At 69.8% G+C, this 16,271-nt stretch carries 17 protein-coding genes; 8 read left to right on the top strand and 9 right to left on the bottom strand.

Features of this window, described 5'->3' with window-relative positions:
* Positions 1-102: 102 nt before the first annotated feature.
* Positions 103-681, bottom strand: a complete 579-nt coding sequence (locus tag ACIRRA_RS19685; RefSeq protein WP_402769768.1) for a CGNR zinc finger domain-containing protein — start codon at positions 679-681, stop codon at positions 103-105.
* A gap of 87 nt (positions 682-768) precedes the next feature.
* Here ACIRRA_RS19685 and ACIRRA_RS19680 point away from each other — a divergent pair, with 87 nt between their 5' ends.
* Entirely contained in the window at positions 769-1,263 is a 495-nt protein-coding gene (locus tag ACIRRA_RS19680; protein WP_402769765.1) for a carboxymuconolactone decarboxylase family protein, read from the top strand.
* Positions 1,264-1,329: 66 nt separating this feature from the next.
* Entirely contained in the window at positions 1,330-1,554 is a 225-nt protein-coding gene (locus ACIRRA_RS19675) for a hypothetical protein (RefSeq protein WP_402769762.1), read from the top strand.
* Between the two features lie 37 nt (positions 1,555-1,591).
* Here the strand turns inward: ACIRRA_RS19675 and ACIRRA_RS19670 are convergent, their stop codons facing one another.
* Together ACIRRA_RS19670 and ACIRRA_RS19665 are read right to left on the bottom strand one after the other, a co-directional pair.
* Entirely contained in the window at positions 1,592-1,789 is a 198-nt protein-coding gene (locus ACIRRA_RS19670; RefSeq protein WP_402769759.1) for a DUF397 domain-containing protein, read from the bottom strand.
* Positions 1,786-2,667, bottom strand: coding sequence for a helix-turn-helix domain-containing protein (locus ACIRRA_RS19665; protein ID WP_402769756.1), 882 nt, complete (start codon positions 2,665-2,667; stop codon positions 1,786-1,788). Before ACIRRA_RS19665 ends, ACIRRA_RS19670 begins: the two co-directional genes overlap by 4 nt.
* A 385-nt stretch (positions 2,668-3,052) precedes the next feature.
* Here ACIRRA_RS19665 and ACIRRA_RS19660 point away from each other — a divergent pair, with 385 nt between their 5' ends.
* The gene (locus ACIRRA_RS19660) at positions 3,053-3,250 is read left to right on the top strand and encodes a hypothetical protein (RefSeq protein WP_402769754.1); all 198 of its coding nucleotides are present in this window, start codon (positions 3,053-3,055) and stop codon (positions 3,248-3,250) included.
* Here ACIRRA_RS19660 and ACIRRA_RS19655 read toward each other — a convergent pair.
* The 3 genes from ACIRRA_RS19655 to ACIRRA_RS19645 form a co-directional block, all read right to left on the bottom strand.
* The gene (locus tag ACIRRA_RS19655; protein ID WP_402769751.1) at positions 3,247-5,433 is read right to left on the bottom strand and encodes a protein kinase; all 2,187 of its coding nucleotides are present in this window, start codon (positions 5,431-5,433) and stop codon (positions 3,247-3,249) included. The genes ACIRRA_RS19660 and ACIRRA_RS19655 overlap by 4 nt on opposite strands.
* A gap of 68 nt (positions 5,434-5,501) precedes the next feature.
* Positions 5,502-6,161 carry a response regulator gene (locus ACIRRA_RS19650; protein WP_379402413.1) on the bottom strand — a complete coding sequence of 220 codons (660 nt, stop codon included), beginning with the start codon at positions 6,159-6,161 and terminating at the stop codon, positions 5,502-5,504.
* 134 nt (positions 6,162-6,295) lie between these two features.
* Positions 6,296-7,507: a sensor histidine kinase gene (locus ACIRRA_RS19645; protein WP_402769748.1), complete on the bottom strand. Its 1,212-nt coding sequence runs from the start codon at positions 7,505-7,507 to the stop codon at positions 6,296-6,298.
* 179 nt (positions 7,508-7,686) lie between these two features.
* Between ACIRRA_RS19645 and ACIRRA_RS19640 the strand changes: the two genes are divergently transcribed.
* Both ACIRRA_RS19640 and ACIRRA_RS19635 read left to right on the top strand, forming a co-directional pair.
* Positions 7,687-8,496, top strand: a complete 810-nt coding sequence (locus ACIRRA_RS19640; protein ID WP_402769745.1) for a hypothetical protein — start codon at positions 7,687-7,689, stop codon at positions 8,494-8,496.
* A gap of 119 nt (positions 8,497-8,615) precedes the next feature.
* Complete coding sequence (locus ACIRRA_RS19635) at positions 8,616-9,926, top strand: alpha/beta-hydrolase family protein (protein ID WP_402769742.1); 1,311 nt, start codon at positions 8,616-8,618, stop codon at positions 9,924-9,926.
* Here ACIRRA_RS19635 and ACIRRA_RS19630 read toward each other — a convergent pair.
* From ACIRRA_RS19630 to gatC, 3 genes are all read right to left on the bottom strand, one after another.
* Positions 9,887-11,878: an ADP-ribosylglycohydrolase family protein gene (locus ACIRRA_RS19630; RefSeq protein WP_402769739.1), complete on the bottom strand. Its 1,992-nt coding sequence runs from the start codon at positions 11,876-11,878 to the stop codon at positions 9,887-9,889. The genes ACIRRA_RS19635 and ACIRRA_RS19630 overlap by 40 nt on opposite strands.
* A 330-nt stretch (positions 11,879-12,208) precedes the next feature.
* Positions 12,209-13,678, bottom strand: a complete 1,470-nt coding sequence (gene gatA / locus ACIRRA_RS19625; protein ID WP_402769736.1) for an Asp-tRNA(Asn)/Glu-tRNA(Gln) amidotransferase subunit GatA — start codon at positions 13,676-13,678, stop codon at positions 12,209-12,211.
* Positions 13,675-13,974 (bottom strand): Asp-tRNA(Asn)/Glu-tRNA(Gln) amidotransferase subunit GatC, encoded by a 300-nt coding sequence (gene gatC / locus ACIRRA_RS19620; protein WP_402769733.1) that lies wholly within the window; start codon positions 13,972-13,974, stop codon positions 13,675-13,677. Before gatC ends, gatA begins: the two co-directional genes overlap by 4 nt.
* 244 nt (positions 13,975-14,218) lie before the next feature.
* On the opposite strand from gatC, the gene ACIRRA_RS19615 reads away from it, so the two are divergent.
* From ACIRRA_RS19615 to ACIRRA_RS19605, 3 genes are all read left to right on the top strand, one after another.
* Positions 14,219-14,869, top strand: a complete 651-nt coding sequence (locus ACIRRA_RS19615; protein WP_402769730.1) for an amino acid-binding protein — start codon at positions 14,219-14,221, stop codon at positions 14,867-14,869.
* Positions 14,870-15,167: 298 nt separating this feature from the next.
* Positions 15,168-15,527 (top strand): hypothetical protein, encoded by a 360-nt coding sequence (locus tag ACIRRA_RS19610; protein ID WP_402769727.1) that lies wholly within the window; start codon positions 15,168-15,170, stop codon positions 15,525-15,527.
* 26 nt (positions 15,528-15,553) lie between these two features.
* A complete protein-coding gene (locus ACIRRA_RS19605; protein WP_402769725.1) occupies positions 15,554-16,234 on the top strand; it encodes a hypothetical protein in 681 nt (226 codons plus the stop codon).
* Positions 16,235-16,271: the final 37 nt, after the last annotated feature.

Below are 16,271 nucleotides of genomic sequence, written 5' to 3'. Positions count from 1 at the left end.
CGGAAGACAGATCGACCGCGGCCCAGGACTCGGTCGCAGCACTCGACTCGGTAACGGCCGCCGGGCTCGCTCACGATGCCGGGCTCGGTGGCGGCGCTGGACTCAGTCGCGGTGCTGGGCGTAGTGGCGGGCGGCGCGGGCGCGGTTGCCGCATGCCACCGAGCACCACTCCTGGCGCGGGTGCGATTTCAGGAAGTAGCGCACACAGCGCGGGGCCGGGCAGACACGAATCTGGGCGGCCTCGGGGCCGGAGAAGAACTCGATGGTGGCGTCTGCCAGTCCGGCCATGACGGTGGCCAGGTCGTCCGAGGTCAGCAACCGGTGCTCGGTATGCGGACCCGCGTCGTCCCATGCCAGCAGCCGCAGCGCGGGGGCGGCCGCGCGGTTGATGGCGGCCAGCGCGTCCGGGAAGGCCGGCAGCACTGCGGCGTCGGCGGAGCTGGGCGGCTGGGGCGCAACGTATTCCGCGAACAGCGCGCGCACGTCCTGCCGCAGGTCCGCCAGGGCGGCGCGCTCGTCCTCGGTGGGCAGGTACGCCTCGAGGTCCAGGTACACACCGATATTCGGGGCATTGGCGACCAGCCACTCCCGGGTGGATTCGGGGGTGCCGAAGGCGTCCGTGAGGCCACGGCTGGTGGCGCGGATGGTGTTCGCCAAACGGAGTGCCAAGGGATCGACCATGTCCACATTCTAACGGGTATTGCGCTTTCGTTCCATTATGTTCTAACGTACAGAGGCACGATCTTCCGTTAGAAAGATGAGGACATCATGATCACCCCGATCGACAACGCACCGCTGCTGGACGAGGTCAAGAAGCGGATGGGCCGGGTGCCGAACATGACCAAGGTGATGGCCAACGCGCCCGTGGTACTGGAGGGTTACCTCGGGCTGTCCGGCGCACTGAAGAAGGGCACGCTGCCGACCCCGACCTCCGAGCGCATCGCGCTCACCGTCGGCGCGGCCAATGACTGCGAATACTGCGTCGCGGCGCACACCTTCACCGGCAAGCGGGTCGCCAGGCTGAGCGACGCGGAGGTGGAGGCGGCCAAGGCCGGCACCTCCGCGGACCCGAAAGAGGCTGCGGCCGTTGCCTTCGCCCGTGAACTGACCGAGAGCCGTGGCAAGGCCGACCCGGCCGCCGCACTGGCCGCGGGGTGGACGCAGGAGCAGGTGCTCGAGATCGTCGCCCTGGTCGCCCTGCAGACCCTGACCAACTACGTCAACAAGGTCGGCGAGACCGAAAACGACTGGCCCGCCGCGTAATCTGTCCCATTCTGACGCGATCGGTCCCCTCGGGGACCCCGTGCGAATTCTCGAGGTCGGAAAATCATGAACGCCGTCAAGACCATCAGCCTCGTCGACGCGCAGGTGCTGCGCAGCCTGCTCCACAACGGCATCGTCACCCGCGCGGTGGCACTGGCCGTCGCCACCATCGTGCTGCTAGTCATCCACCACCCGACCTGGGTGCCCTACTCGGTGAGCGCCTACGCCATCTGGAACGCCGCCGCGGTCACCCTCAACTCCGCCCGTGCCGCAGCCGCCCGCACGGCCTGATTCGCAGCGCCGCCACCGGATTCCGCCGGGCCGAGGTTCAGTCGTCGAACCGCCCGGCGGCCAGGGCGGCGGTGAAACGATCCCAGTCCGCCGGCGGGAAGATCAACGCCGGACCGCTGGGGTTCTTACTGTCCCGGACTCCGACGCCACCGGAGAGGAAGGCGACTTCCACGCATTCCTTCGCGCCGGTGCTGCGGGCGCTCTTGAACCACCGGACGCCGGGTTCGACGGTCACGTCGCATACTCCTTCGCCGCCCTCCGCAGGAGGTCTCTGCTGGTCGTCTCGTCCAGCGCGGCGCGCTGGATCGCTCGGTACGCCTCGCGGTATCGGTCGACCGCGGCCTGCTTCTCCAGGTAGAGGTCGCCGAGGAAGTTCTCCAGGTAGACGACCGTGGGTTCGACAGGCCGGTTGCCCGAATCCCGGCCAAAATCCAGGATCACGAACGGGCCGACGGTGTGGCCGATCGGGATGCCCGCCGAGAAGGGTAGTACACGAACAGCGATCGTCGGCAGTGTCGACATGTCCGCGACGCGCCGCAGCTGCGCGGCCATCACTCGCGGGCCGCCGACAACGCGACGTAATGCGGTTTCGTGCACCACGACGTCGAAGGTGGCCGGACTTCGCTTGCGCGTCAGAAGGCTTTGACGACGCGTCTTCAACTGCACGCGGCGGTCCAGTTCGTCATGTGCAGCATCCGGCCAGTAATCATTGATCAGGACCCTTGCGTACTCGGCGGTCTGGAACAGTCCCGGGATGATCTCCGGCTGATAGGAGATGAGGGCGCGGGCCGAAGCCTCCAGGCCCACATACATATTGAAACCCTCGGGAATCAGATCGTCGTACTCGTGCCACCAGGACTTGACGCCGGCCTGTTGCGCGAGGCCGGTGAGGGCGGAGCTGAACTCATCGTCGAAGTCGTAGATTCGGCACAATTCCCGGACGTCGAGGACCCGGATCTTCTCGGCATTACCGGTTTCCAGCCGCTGCAGCTTCGATTCGCTCCACTCCATCAGCCCCGCCGCCTCGGCGATCGTCATATTGCACTGCATCCGACCTTCCCGCAGGTATCGCCCCAGCTGACGACGCGGCAGCGTCGAACCATGCTCCGACATCGAATCCTCCCCCACGAAGGCGGTTTTCGGTCACTGCGAATGATGCTCCCACGCGATATGAATGCTGACCTGGAGCTTTCGGAAAGTTTCCCACCGCGTCCGGGCTTCGATTGCCGGTTCGCCGAAACGGTGCTGGACTGGAGTCGCGCCCGGTGAGAAGCCGGAGCCCTGATATCTCTGGACCCACTCGTCCCCGAGCCGGGCGCACCCAATCCCTCCCAGGCCGCTCCGCGGTCGCTCGGTATGACCAGGCGTGACAAGGGATCCGAATGCGGTGTGGGGCCTCAGGAATCTCGATAGGCTTGACGAGGCCCGGCGCGGATGCGCCGCATGCCGAGCACCAGTGCCGGACCGCGAATTGTTCAGCCCCCTGCACTGACCCCCGGTGGATACCATGATGTATCTGTTCGACTGCACGATGGACCCCGGCGACCTGGCCCTGACCCAGGCCCATCAAGCCATGCAGATCCACAAGTTCTGCACCGTGGACAACTGCCTGGTCCGCCGCCGCGCCCGCCAAATCCTGGTCGACAAGGGCCAAATGGTCCTGGGCCCCCGAGCCGACCCGCGCCCCCGGGCCTAGCCCGACACAACCAGCACCGCGACAACCACCAGCAGCACCAGTGCCACCACCGCCAGCCCCAGCACCACCACGGCGGTGAGCTGCGACGCCTCCGCCCGCTGCGACGTCGGAATCAGCCCGGGCTGCACCGGATTTCCCCCGAACGGCGGCCCACCGTACCCGGGGCCACCCGGCACCCCACCGACATAGCCCCCATATCCCGGCATTCCAGCGGCCGGACCAGAACCCGTCGTTCCGGCCATTGCGTCCGAAACCGGCTCGGACACAGCGTAACCCGACGTCGCCCCCTCAGCCGCCACCCCGCGTACGCTCCGCGCCCCGCCCACACCGTTCGACCAGCCGCTACCGTCCGTCGCATCGGGCACGTATGCCCCCGAATCCGGATGCCGCGCCACACCACCCGTTTCGTCCTCAGCGCCACCGGAATCCGCTGCACCAACAGCGCCATCCGACCGCGGCCCGCCGGACTCCGCGGTCTCCCCATCGCAGACCGGCTCGGTCGCCCGCATCTCCGCAGCCCCGGCAGCCGCACCCGCCTCGTCCGACTCCCCGGCCACCGCACCCGCTGTCGACTCAGCCGCGGCCGACGACGCCTCGGACACCGGCGCCGCGACAACCGGCTGTGCCAGCACCGTCACCGGCTCGGCGATGATCCCCTCGGAGCCGGGCGACCCGGCGGTCCCGCCGAGACCCCGCTCCCCCGAATCCGATTCGCTCGTTCCGTCGGCAACCGACGGCCCCGATACACCACCGCCCACCGAACTCGACGAATCCTCGTCCGCTGCCGCGGATCCCGCCCGCTCCGGCCGGTCGGTCCCCGACGCGTCGAGCCCGGCCGCACCCCCGGCCGATGACTCCTCCGGCTGCCCCGCCGAAACCACCGGCTGCGGAACGACATCCGTCGGCCGCTGCGACGCATCGTGCGCATCCGCCAACCGATTCGCCCACCCGGCATCCGTTGGCTCGGCATCCGGTACCACCTGCGGTGCCGGCGCGGGGTAGGCGGACTGATATGGGGGCGGCGGGTAGGCCGGGGCGGCAGCGGGCGCGGGGACTTGTGGCTGCGGCCCCGCCGACTGTGCGGGCGGCGGGTAGCCGGGGGCACCGACGGGCTGTTGGGAGCCGGGGGGTGCGGACTGCGGTTGCGGCGCGGGGTAATTGGGCGCGGGCGGTTGCTGCGGGGGTGCGATATAGGCCGAGGGTTGGGGTGGCAGCGCCGTGGCTGGATACGGCTGGGGCGGGGCCGGGTAGGTCTGGCCGGGGTAGGGCTGGGGGGCGTAGTTCGGTTGGGGCGCGGGAGGATTGGGGTAGGTGGGGATGGGCTGCTGGTGGGCGGGGTGCTGGACCGGGGGGCCGGAGAGGGCTCGGCGGGCGGCCTTGGCGAAGTCGGTGCAGGTGGGGAAACGGTCGACGGGGCGTTTGGCCATGGCCTTGGTGAGGACGGCGTCCATGGCGGGCGAGAGGCCGGGGCGGCGCAGGGAAACGGGGGGCGGGAGGAGCTGGAGGTGGCCGCGGATCAGTTCGGCGGGGTGAGGTGAGTCGTACGGGCCGGCGCCGATCAGGAGCCAGTAGAGGGCACAGGCCAGGGAGTACTGGTCGGTGCTGGGGTCCAGGTGGGCGCCGGTCATCTGCTCGGGCGAGGCGTAGGCGAGGGTGGCGGTGAACATGCCGGCCTGGGTGAGGTGGGTGGAGTCCTCGCGCAGGCGGGCGATGCCGAAGTCGGTGAGGAAGACGCGCTCGCCGTGGCCGGCGACGGCGCGGGCCAGAATGATGTTGGCGGGCTTCACATCCCGGTGCAGCACCCCCATGCCGTGCGCGTAGTCGAGTGCGCTGGCCACCCCTTCGATCACCTGCACCGCCCGTTCGGGCGGCAGCGTCGCGACATTGATGCCGGCGGCGTCCACCCCGTCCACGTACTGCATGGAGATCCACAGCATCTCGTCCTCGGTGCCGCGGTCGTACACCTCGACGATATTGGGGTGGTCCAGCCGCGCGACCAGATCCGCCTCGCGTTCGAACCGGGCGCGTATCTCCCTGTCCGCGTACAGTTCCCGGTTCAGCAGCTTCAGTGCCGTCAACTTGCCCAGGCGGGGATGCCGGGCGAGATAGACCGAGCCCATCCCGCCCTGTCCGAGCAGTCGTTCGATGGTGAACCCGGCGAACACGTCACCGCTATTCAGCACTGGCTACGACCCCCTTCCGGTGACGTACAAGTCCGTGAGCCTACCCGCCGAAACCCTGTCCGGGCAGGTCAGCCCGGGGTCACCAGTCCGGATTCGTAGGCCAGCACCACCGCCTGCGCCCGATCACGCAGGTTCAATTTGGTGAAGACCTTCGACACGTGCGTCTTCACCGTTTGTTCTGCGACAAAAAGGCTTTCAGCGATCTCGGCATTGGACATGCCGCGCGCCACCAGCTCCAGCACCTCGCGTTCCCGCGGGGTGAGCACCGACAGCTGCGGCGCGGGCGCGCGCCGGGCGCGACGACGCGTGACATCGGCGATGAGCCGGCGCGTCACGGTCGGCGCGAGCAGCGCGTCACCGGCGGCCACCACCCGGACCGCGCGCACCAGTTCCTCGGCGGGCGCGTCCTTGAGCAGGAACCCGCTGGCCCCGATGCCCAGGGCCTCGTACACGTAGTCGTCGATATCGAAGGTGGTGAGCATGAGCACCCGCACCGGTGGTTCGAAGCCGGCGGAGAGAATCGAGCGGGCGGCGTCGAGCCCGTTCATCTCGGGCATGCGCACATCCATCAGCACCACGTCGGGGCGCAGCCGTTTCGCCTCGGCCACAGCGATTTTCCCGTCCGCCGCGTCGCCGACCACGCTGATATCGGGCTGCGCCGCGAGCAACGCCCCGAACCCCTGCCGCACCATCGCCTGATCGTCGGCGATCAACACGGTTATCGCCACAGTCCCACCTCACGCACGACACCGAGTTTGCCATGCCCCGACCGGAACGGCCCGCGCGACGACTACTTCGCACCCTCCATCGCACGCGCTCGCCGCGCCCGGCCGGACCCGGCTCGGTGACGAAAACCCCGAACTCAGCGGCCGGAGCCGAGCACCTCCGCCCCGCCCGCGGCACTCAGCACGGGCGCCAGCGGCAGCCGGGCCTGCACCTCGAACCCGCCGTCCGGTCGGGGCCCGGCGGTGAGCACGCCGCCGACCGCGGCCGCACGGGTCTGCATACCCGCGATACCGCTGCCGGACGTGCCCGAGTGATCACCCGGCCGCACCGCGATCGGCCGATCATTGGCGACGGTCAGGGTCAGCTCGCCCGCACAGCCGAGGTCCACGCGCACCGCCGCCCCGGGCGCGTGCCGGGACGCATTGGCCAGCGACTCCTGAACGATCCGGTAGAGCGCCAGGCCCGTGGTCTCGGGCACGGTGTCGAGGCTGCCGTCGACGGTCCAGGTGAGCGGCACCCCGGCGCGCTGCGCGCCCTCGAGCAGACCCGGGATGTCGGCGGCCGAGGGCTGCGGCGCATGCTCGGGCAGCTGCCCGTCACTGCGCAGAACGCCGAGCATGCCGCGGATCTCGTTGAGCGCCGCCCGCGCACCGGCGCCGATGGACTCGAATTCGGCGCGGGCATCGGCCGACAGCCCGCTGATCCGATACGGCGCGGTCTGCGCCTGCACCACCACCATCGACATGTGGTGCGCCACTACATCGTGCAGGTCGCGGGCGATGCGCGCCTTCTCCTCGAGGATGGCGCGGCGGGCCCGCTCCAGCTCGGTCTCCTCCTCCGATTTGAGTAGCGCCTGCCGCGACAGCACCACCCACCGGATGAGCAGGCCGAACACCACCAGGCCGGTGATGGCCAGCGGCCAGCCGACCCCGGATTCGGCGAAGCTGTCCCCGGTCTGGGCCATGGCGGTGGCGAACAGCAGCGAGGTGGCCACCCACACCACGGCCACGATCCGGATGGGGGCGCGCACGGCCACCGCGAACACCAGGGCGAACAGCACCAGGATGTGCACCACCTGGAACGGGATCGTATTGCCCGGCTGATGCGGCACCGCGAGCGCGATCATCAGCGCCGAACCGGCCGAAACCGCCCATCCCAGTGGCGGATTCACTCGCAGCAGAAGAATCGGGAACGCGGCGAAGCCCGCGATGAACGGCGCGGCCGCGGCCGGAACCTTGTGCGTCAGATGGAGCGTCGGCCAGGCCACCGAGATGAAGACGATCGCGAGCAGGACCGTGAACCCGTCGAACACCTGCCGCGCCCGTGCGACACGGGCCTGCCCAGACATATTTCCGACCATGCCCTCGACCGTAGAGACTCCGCGCCGCCCTCACCTCATACCCCTGAGTGATCTCCCACCCCCTACCCGGGTACGACACCCGCTCGGGCCTCCCCCGACCCGCCCACTCCGGAACCGCCCCGCAGGCTGAGGCCCTGGTCGGAGCCCGATTCCTAGCGTCGAGACCCATGAGAGCGTTCCCGAATTCCCGCAGCACTTCGCCCCGTTCCACAGCCTCCCGGTCCGCGGCAGCCGTCGGCCACCCAGCCAGCGGCTCGGCGGCGGACCGGTTGCGCCGGGTCGGCGTGCTCGCCGCGGCCGCGACCATCGTGTGCTCGGCCGGCGTGGCCTTCGCCCCGGCCGGGGGCGCTGCGGTCGGCATTCCGGTCTCGCCGGAGAACGCGGCCGCCCGCACCGGAATCCTGCAAGCGGTTGCCGCGCAACCGGACCCGGCGGTCATCCCCGGGGACTTCGTGACCGAAGCCGGGTACCGCCCGGTCATCGAGGCGGGCATGCTGATCAACCCGAACGGTGACTGCTCCTCCCCCGTCCCCCTGCCCGCCGAATTCGATCTGGCCTGCAAATCCCACGATCTCGGCTACGACCTGCTACGCTACGCCGCCGCGCACGGCCAGCCGCTCGGCCCGTGGGCCCGGCAAACCGTGGACGCCGCGCTGGAACGACGCATGCACGCGGCCTGCGACACCCGCGAAAACCCGGTCTCGCGCGCCCAATGTCAGGTCATGGCCGGCGTCGCCACCACGGCCGTGGACCTGAACTCCATCCGCCAGGACTACGGCAACCCCATCTACGAGCCCTTCTTCGAGCCCTCCGGCGACGCCCCCTCCCCCGCGAGACTCACCCTCGCCGGCATCGGAGTCGCCGCCGGACTGGCCACCGTGACAACCATTCTCGTGCGCCGCAGGCGCTCCCGCCGGGTCAGCCTCGCGCCAGAGCGCGGCCCCCGCGCACTCGACGGCGTGGCGGTGGCGCTGTGACCCGCCCGCCCGAGATCACGAGCGCACCGCTCGATCGGGCCGAAGCCACGACCGTGGCAGCCGACATCGCTGGCTCGTCTCGAATGCGGTTCGGGTGGGCGTGGTTTCGAGTGCCGCGGGTGGAGACGAGTGTGGCGGCGGCGGGCGGGACCATGATCTCGTTGGCGCCGGGGCTGCTGCCGCGGACGCCGTCGGCGCAGGCGATGCTGACCGCACTCGTGGTGCTGATCGGGTTGGGGCTCGCGGCGGTCATCCGGATGGTGTTGCGGTGGAGTCGATTCGGGGTCGCGCACCTGCCGCGCGCGCGTGTTCCGGCATTGATCGTGGCGGTGGCGCTGGTCGGGATGGCGACGAGTAGTGCCGAGCAGTGGCAGAACAAGTTACGGGCCGCCATGGGGGTCGGCGGGATAGGACCGTGGTACTGGGCGCAGTGGCTCGCGTGGACGGTTCCACTGGTTGTCCTGGTGGTGGCGATCGCGCACGGGGTGGGCTGGGTGGTGCGGAGATTGGGACGGGTGCGCAGTATCGCGGCGGGGGTGGCGCTGCTGATGGCGGGGCAGCTGGTGATCGTGCCGACGGTGGCGGAGTGGCGGCGGGCGGCCTATGCGGCGGCCAATTCGTATGTGGATCCGGAGTTGGTGCAACCGGATTCGCCGACGCGGTCGGGCAGTCCGGTGTCGATGGCGAGCTGGCCGTCGCTGGGGGCGCAGGGCCGCCGGTTCGTGGCGGGGGCGCCGGCGCGGACCGTGCGGGTCTATGTCGGGCTGAACTCCGCGCCCGATCTGGATTCCCGGGTGGCGCTGGCGATTCGGGAGCTGGAGCGCACCGGCGGATTGCAACGCCGCAATCTGGTGGTGACGGTGCCGACCGGTTCGGGCTGGATCGACAGCGATGCGGCCAAGGGTCTCGACGCCCGCTTCGGCGGCGATGTCGCCCTGGTCGGTCTGCAGTACTCCGACGCCCCGAGCTGGGTCACCTTCGTCTTCGGGCGCAGCGCCGCCGCGCAATCCGCCCGCGCCCTGTTCCGGGCCGTGGAGCAAAGGATTGCGGCGCTACCGAATCCGCCGAAGCTCTACATCTACGGTCAGAGCCTGGGCGCGCTGGGCGGCAGCGCCGTCTTCACCGATGCCGCCGACCAGGACCGACGCGTCTGCGGCGCGCTCTGGGCAGGCCCGCCCGCCGGGCAGGTGCAGCACGGCCGGGCGACGGTGCTGGCCAATGCCTCCGATCCGGTGGTGCACTGGTCGCCGGCTCTGCTGTGGCGCGCACCGGATCTCACCGGCGCCCGCCCGGACGCGCCGGTCCCGCACTGGCTTCCGGTGATCAGCTTCCTGCAGACCACCGCCGACCTGCTGGGCGCGCTCGACGCCCCGCCCGGTCACGGTCACCGCTACGGCGCCGACCAGGGCACGGTCATGCCGGGCTGCTGAGCGGCGCCGCGGAATTCGCGGGTGAAGTCGGCGGCCAGCCGTTCGATGGCCGCCGCCGCGTCGAGTCCGGCCCGCCAGGGCGCGGGGATGGCGTGCACCCCGAGCCGGGCCCCGAGCAGCGCACCGCAGACGGCGCCGGTCGAGTCGCTGTCCCCGGAATGATTCACCGACAGCAGCACGCCGTTGCGGAAGATCTGTTCCGGTGTGCCGCCCACGTTTTCGGCGCATACTGCCGCGCACACCCCCAGGGCCAGCGCCTCGGACCCGATGACGCCGGTGCCCAGCGGCTCCAGCAGTCCGGGCGGCGGCATCGGCCGTCCCCGGAAGGCCACGGTGTCGGCCAGCCGCACGGCCGCGTCCAGTGCCTGGGTGGTCTCCTCGTGATCGCGGTTGCGAACCAGCTGGGCCCGAGCCTGTTCCACCGCCGCCCGCACGTCCAGTCCCTGGCACAGCCCGTACACGATGGCCGCGAACGCGCCCGCCGGCAGCCAGCCGCTCGGATTGCCGTGGGTGAGCGCCGCCGCGTCACAGGCCAATTCGAACGCGTACTCCAGCGAGGGCATGAACCCGCACGGTGCGGATCGCACGGTGGCCGCACAGCCCTTGGAGTCGTTGATCGGATGATCGCGGGTGCCCAGCGGAATTCCGGGCTGCTGCCGCGCCGCCACCCGCAGCATGGCCGAGATGGTCGTCTGTGTCGGCCCCCGGTAGGTCATCAGCTCCGGGTATCCGGTCAGCCCGCTCTGCAACGGCACCGGCTGTTCCGGCACCGCCGCCTGCCCCTGCCCGCGCAGCCACACCAGCAGGTTCTCCTGGATCATGCCCACCGCGGCTGCGGTCCCGCGCTCACGCGCCCGCGCGCTGCGGATGAGCGCCTCCATGGTGAACAGCGCCAGCTGCGTCTCGTCGGAGATGCGGCCCCGGTAGCCGCTGCCCTCCCCGGTGACGCCCTGGATCCCATAGCGCTGCTGGATGTTCGGCAGCAGCATGGTCTCGATCGGCGCGCCCAGCGCGTCCCCGACGGCGCCGCCGAACAGGCAGCCGAGCACGGTGTCCGGACGCGGCAGCCGGTCCGCGACCGGCCCGCGCGGCCGCCGCACCAGCGACACCGGTTCGGCCACCGTCTCCCAGGCGGTCTGCGCGAATTCGAAGCAGGTGTCGTAGCGGTCCCGCGGATCCTTGGACAGCGCCTTCCTCAGCACCGCGTCCAGTTCCGCGGGCAGCTCGGGCCGCAGCAGGCTCACCTCGGGCGGCGGCGATTGCAGATGCCCGAGCATGACGGTCGCGATATTCGGCGCGTCGAACGGCCCGTGCCCGGTGAGCAGCCGAAACAGCGTGCACGCCAGGGAATATTGGTCCGATCGCGGCCCCATGGGCGCCGAGGTGAGCTGTTCCGGGGAGGCGTAGGCCAGGGTGGCATTGAGCATGCCGGTGCGGGTCAGGTGCGCCGTGTCGTCGAGCACCCGGGCGATGCCGAAGTCGCTGAGCAGCGCCCGCTCGGCGAATCCGGCGCCGATGCCGCCGGAGCGGGACAGCAGGATATTGGCGGGCTTCACATCCCGGTGCAGTACGCCGCGCCCGTGCGCGTAATCCAGTGCGGCCGCGGTCTGCACGATGATCTCGACCGCCCGGTCGGGGCTGAGGTCATAGGGGTCGATGGAGGCGCAGTCGACCCCGTCCACGTACTGCATGGCGATCCACAGCTGCTCGTCCTCGTCGCCACGGTCGTAGACGGTGATGATGTTGGGATGGTCGAGCTGGGCGATGACATCGGCCTCGCGTTCGAACCGGAGGCGAGTCTCGTTCTCGCCGAACATCTCCCGGTGCAGCAGTTTGAGCGCGATGAGCCGCGGGAGCCGCGGGTGGCGGGCAGCATAGACCGAACCCATTCCGCCACGGCCCACTTCGCGCTCGATCACGTAGCCCGCGAAGACTTCGCCGCGTCGCAACATCCCCAAGAAAACCCTTCACACACGCCGAACCGCTGCCAGCCTACCGGTCTGGACCGACACGCCGCAGGCATTGCCCGATCGGCTGGACGCCGATCGGACGGATTACGGATACGGATAAGTCTGGCAGCGGGATTCGGGCAACCCGGGCGGACAGCGCGCGGCCCCCGGCCGGTGGATGCGGACGGCCCCCGCCGGTGGACACCGGCGAGGGCCGAATTCGATTGCGGGACCGCCTCGATCAGGCCGTCACGATTGCCTCGATCAGGCCGTCACGATTGCCTCGATCAGGCCGTCACGATTGCCTCGATCAGGCCGTCACGATTGCCTCGATCAGGCGATGGGCCCGCGGGCCGCCTCGTAGGCCGCGCCGACCCGGTAGAGCCGGTCGTCCGCCAGCGCCGGGGCCATGATCTGCAGACCGACCGGCATGCCGTCGTCCGCGCTGAGCCCGGACGGCACCGACATGGCGCAGTGCCCGGCCAGGTTGGTGGGTAGCGTGCACAGGTCCGAGAGGTACATGGCCAGCGGGTCGTTGACCTTCTCGCCCAGCTTCCACGGGGTGAACGGGCTGGTCGGCGAGACCAGCACGTCGACGGTCGCGTAGGCCTTGTCGAAGTCCTGCGCGATCAGGTTGCGGACCTTGTTGGCCTGACCGTAGTAGGCGTCGTAGTACCCGGCCGACAGCGCGTAGGTGCCGATCATGATGCGGCGCTTGACCTCCGGGCCCAGCCCGGCCTCACGGGTCATGGACATGACCTGCTCGGCCGAGTGCGAGCCGTCGTCGCCGACGCGCAGGCCGTACCGCATGGCGTCGAAGCGCGCCAGGTTCGACGACACCTCCGACGGCAGGATCAGGTAGTAGGCGGGCAACGCGTATTCGAAGTGCGGGCAGGACACCTCGACCACCTCGGCGCCGAGCTCCTTCAGCTGCGCGACCGCGGCGTCGAAGGAGGCGATGACGCCCGGCTGGTAGCTGTCGGAGTGAAGTTCCTTCACCACACCGACTTTCACGCCCTTCAGGTCGCCCTTGGCACCCGCGCGGGCGGCGGCGACCACCGGCGGCACCGGCACATTGCGGGAGGTGGAGTCCTTCGGATCGTAGCCCGCGATCACCTCGTGCAGCAGCGCGGTGTCCAGCACGGTGCGTCCACACGGGCCACCCTGGTCCAGCGAGGACGCGCAGGCGACCAGGCCGAAACGGGACACGGTGCCGTAGGTCGGCTTGGTGCCGACGGTCGCGGTGACCGCGGCGGGCTGGCGGATGGAACCGCCGGTGTCGGTGCCGATGGCCAGCGGCGCCTGATACGAGGCGAGCGCCGCGGCGGAGCCACCACCCGAGCCACCCGGAATCCGGTCTGTATCCCAGGGATTGCGGGTCGGGCCGTACGCCGAGTTCTCGGTGGACGAACCCATGGCGAACTCGTCCATGTTCGTCTTGCCGAGGATCGGGATGCCCGCCTCGCGCAGCTTGGTGGTGAGCGTCGCGTCGTACGGCGACACCCAGCCCTCGAGGATCTTCGACCCGCAGGTGGTCGGCATGTCCGTGGTGGTGAAAACGTCCTTGAGCGCCAAGGGAACACCGGCCAGCGCCGAGACCACCTTGCCGCCGGCGACCTGACGGTCCACCTCGGCGGCGGTCAGCAGCGCCTGCTCGCCGGCCACGTGCAGGAAGGCGTTGATCTCCCCGTCGACCTCGGCGATGCGCTGGATGTGGGCCTCGGTGACCTCGACCGAGGAGACCTCGCGCGCGTGGATCTTGTCCGCGAGTTCGGCCGCGGACAGTTTGGTCAGGTCTGTCATTGGCCCTCTCCCAGAATCTGCGGAACCATGAACCGCTGCTCGTCGACGGCCGGCGCCATGGCGAGCGCCTGCTCCGGAGTCAGGCAGGGCTGCTCCGCATCCGGGCGCGTCACATTGGTCTCCGGATTCGGGGATGCGGTGGTGGGCACGTCCGCGGCGGCGACCTGCGAGATCTGTGCGACGTGGGTCAGGATGGAATCCAGCTGACCGGCGTACAGATCGAGTTCGTCGTCCGTCAAAGCGAGCCGGGACAGCCGGGCGAGGTGAGCGACCTCGTCCCTGGAGATGGCGGGCACCGCGGGACCCCTTTCGGCATGGTTCGAGCTTGGTGATTGGCCATCCGACAGCCTAGTGGGTCGCCTCGGGCCAGCGGTCGCAGGTGTGCGCCAGACCTGGCACCATCAATGTGTAACCGATGGGTAGGTGGCCCGCGTCACAGGGAATGGTTCGATTCGATAACCAGCTCTCGAGGGTGTAAGTATTGCGGGACTCGGGTACCCGTCCGAAAGTTTCGGTCGCACAGTAAAGAAAGGAAGGCACGTGTCTTATCTGCTTCGCGTGCAACTTCCGGATCGCCCAGGGAGTCTCGGATCGCTGGCCTTGGCGCTGGGTTCCGTCGGCGCGGACATCCTCTCGCTGGATGTCGTCGAACGCGGCGACGGCTTCGCGATCGACGACATCGTGGTGGAGGTGCCCTCGGGCGCGCTGCCCGACACCCTCATCACCGCGGCCGAATCCCTGCACGATGTACAGGTCGATTCGCTGCGCCCGTACTCCGGGATGCTGGACACCCACCGCGAACTCGAGCTCATCGATCAGGTCGCCAATGCGCGCGACGATCGTTTGCAAGTGCTGGTCGACGGCGTGCCGCGGGTGCTGCGGGTGGGCTGGTCGACCGTGCTCGACATGGGCCCGCAGGGCGCGTACCGCGTGGTGGGCTCGCAGAGCGCCCCGTCGACCCAGGCGGCGTCGACACCGTGGATGCCACTGGAGAAGCCGACGGTCCTCGACGGTGAGGCCGACTGGCTGCCGCAGCTGTGGAAGGACATGGACACCAAGCTGGCCGCGGCGCCGCTCGGTAATACCGGCAAGGTGCTGCTGCTGGGCCGCCCGGGTGGTCCGGATTTCCGGCCGTCGGAGATCGCACGGCTCGGCTATCTGGCCGGCATCGTCGCCACCGTGCTCGGCTGAGCCGCACCACCTTTCTCGCACAGCGTTTCACGCCCCCGCCGAATCCGGTGGGGGCGTTCTCGTCTGCCCGGCCGCTGTTCGCCGTCCCACATCTACGTATGAACTTAGTAGATTCACAGGATTTACCTACCATTCATCTACGTAGCCGATCTACGGTCTTATTTAGTAGATAAGTCACCGACGTGACCAGAACCGGCAAGCAGATCAGCAGTGACGCCATGCAGAGAGGCAGGACGCCATGCCGCAAGCCCATCGATCACGCCCGATCCTCCGACAATCGACCCTCGCCCTGACCCCCATGGCCGGACTGGCCGCAGCCATGCTCGCAGCCGGGCCCGCCACCGCCGAATCCCTGTCCCGCGGCACCATTTCGCCCGGCGCCTCCGATTCGGCCGGGCCCCGATCCGGCGGCAGTTCAGGCATCATCACCCACGGTGACGACCCCACCGGCCTGCACGCGAGCGACCCCTTCGGCTACCTGCACTCGGACATGAATCCCGTTCTGCAGAACCAGCATCCGCGTTCCCCCGGCGAGGTCCCCGCCCCTTCGCCGCAGCCGCTCGACAACCGGGCGGGCAATCCATCCGTCTGGACGCCGTCCTGGAACGCCGACGGCTCCGGCTACACCGTCTGCCGCCCGCTGGCCAGCTTCTGCTGACCCGGCACCGAGCTACGGGAGCCCCCATGCGCAACCCCGCAACACCCATCCCGACACCCACGAGCACCATGCCCACCACCGCGAATGCGGCACCGACCACTGCGAAGTCCACACCCACCCGCGCGAGCACCACATCCACCCGCTCGAGCACCGTTCCCACCCGCGCGAGCAGGCCTGCCACGCCCGGCAGCACCCGCCACCTCGGGCGCGCGGCCGCCGCACCCCTCGCCGCCGCCGCGCTGGCGGTCGCCGGCCTTCCGCTCGCTGCGGCCGCCGAAGCCGAACCGAGCGAGCGCAAGTCACACGCGGGCGCCGGATGCCTCTGGGCGGGAACGACTCACCCACAGGACAGCACCGTGGTCGCCGGCGGCACCACCTTCCGCTGCGGAACCCAGTCGGGCGCGCCGTACTGGTTCGCCGGGGCCGCCACCGATCGGCCGAGCACGGTACCGACCCCGGGCGCGACCGCCAGCCCCGTCGGCCAATTCAGCGCAGGTGCAAGACAACCCGGCACCAGCTACACCGACTACTGCGTCGGCAATCAGCTCATCCCCGGCACCGACGACGTGTACCAGGTGGTCCGCCTCCCCGGCGACATCATGCTCTGGGAGGCCGCACACCCGATCTCACAGTGGGATTTCGACGGCCCACGTCCCGCGCCGACCTGGCGCACCGCATCGCTCTGCATCGACGGCGTCCTGACCTGATCGGGTTCGCCCGGCAGTCCCGGCGCGTTCTCGGACG

The organism is Nocardia sp. NPDC101769 (genome assembly GCF_044766925.1).
Taxonomy (GTDB): domain Bacteria; phylum Actinomycetota; class Actinomycetes; order Mycobacteriales; family Mycobacteriaceae; genus Nocardia.
Note: the sequence above shows the minus strand (reverse complement) of the source record. Positions and strands in the feature narration are given on the sequence as shown.

Excerpts from the sequence above, each read along its gene's own strand:
- ACIRRA_RS19680 (WP_402769765.1), top strand. The coding sequence starts at position 769 with ATGATCACCCCGATCGACAACGCACCGCTGCTGGACGAGGTCAAGAAG.
- ACIRRA_RS19640 (WP_402769745.1), top strand. The coding sequence starts at position 7,687 with ATGAGAGCGTTCCCGAATTCCCGCAGCACTTCGCCCCGTTCCACAGCC.
- ACIRRA_RS19665 (WP_402769756.1), bottom strand. The coding sequence starts at position 2,667 with ATGTCGGAGCATGGTTCGACGCTGCCGCGTCGTCAGCTGGGGCGATAC.
- gatA (WP_402769736.1), bottom strand. The coding sequence starts at position 13,678 with ATGACAGACCTGACCAAACTGTCCGCGGCCGAACTCGCGGACAAGATC.
- ACIRRA_RS19605 (WP_402769725.1), top strand. The coding sequence starts at position 15,554 with ATGCGCAACCCCGCAACACCCATCCCGACACCCACGAGCACCATGCCC.
- ACIRRA_RS19645 (WP_402769748.1), bottom strand. The coding sequence starts at position 7,507 with ATGTCTGGGCAGGCCCGTGTCGCACGGGCGCGGCAGGTGTTCGACGGG.
- ACIRRA_RS19675 (WP_402769762.1), top strand. The coding sequence starts at position 1,330 with ATGAACGCCGTCAAGACCATCAGCCTCGTCGACGCGCAGGTGCTGCGC.
- ACIRRA_RS19685 (WP_402769768.1), bottom strand. The coding sequence starts at position 681 with ATGGTCGATCCCTTGGCACTCCGTTTGGCGAACACCATCCGCGCCACC.
- ACIRRA_RS19630 (WP_402769739.1), bottom strand. The coding sequence starts at position 11,878 with ATGTTGCGACGCGGCGAAGTCTTCGCGGGCTACGTGATCGAGCGCGAA.
- ACIRRA_RS19610 (WP_402769727.1), top strand. The coding sequence starts at position 15,168 with ATGGCCGGACTGGCCGCAGCCATGCTCGCAGCCGGGCCCGCCACCGCC.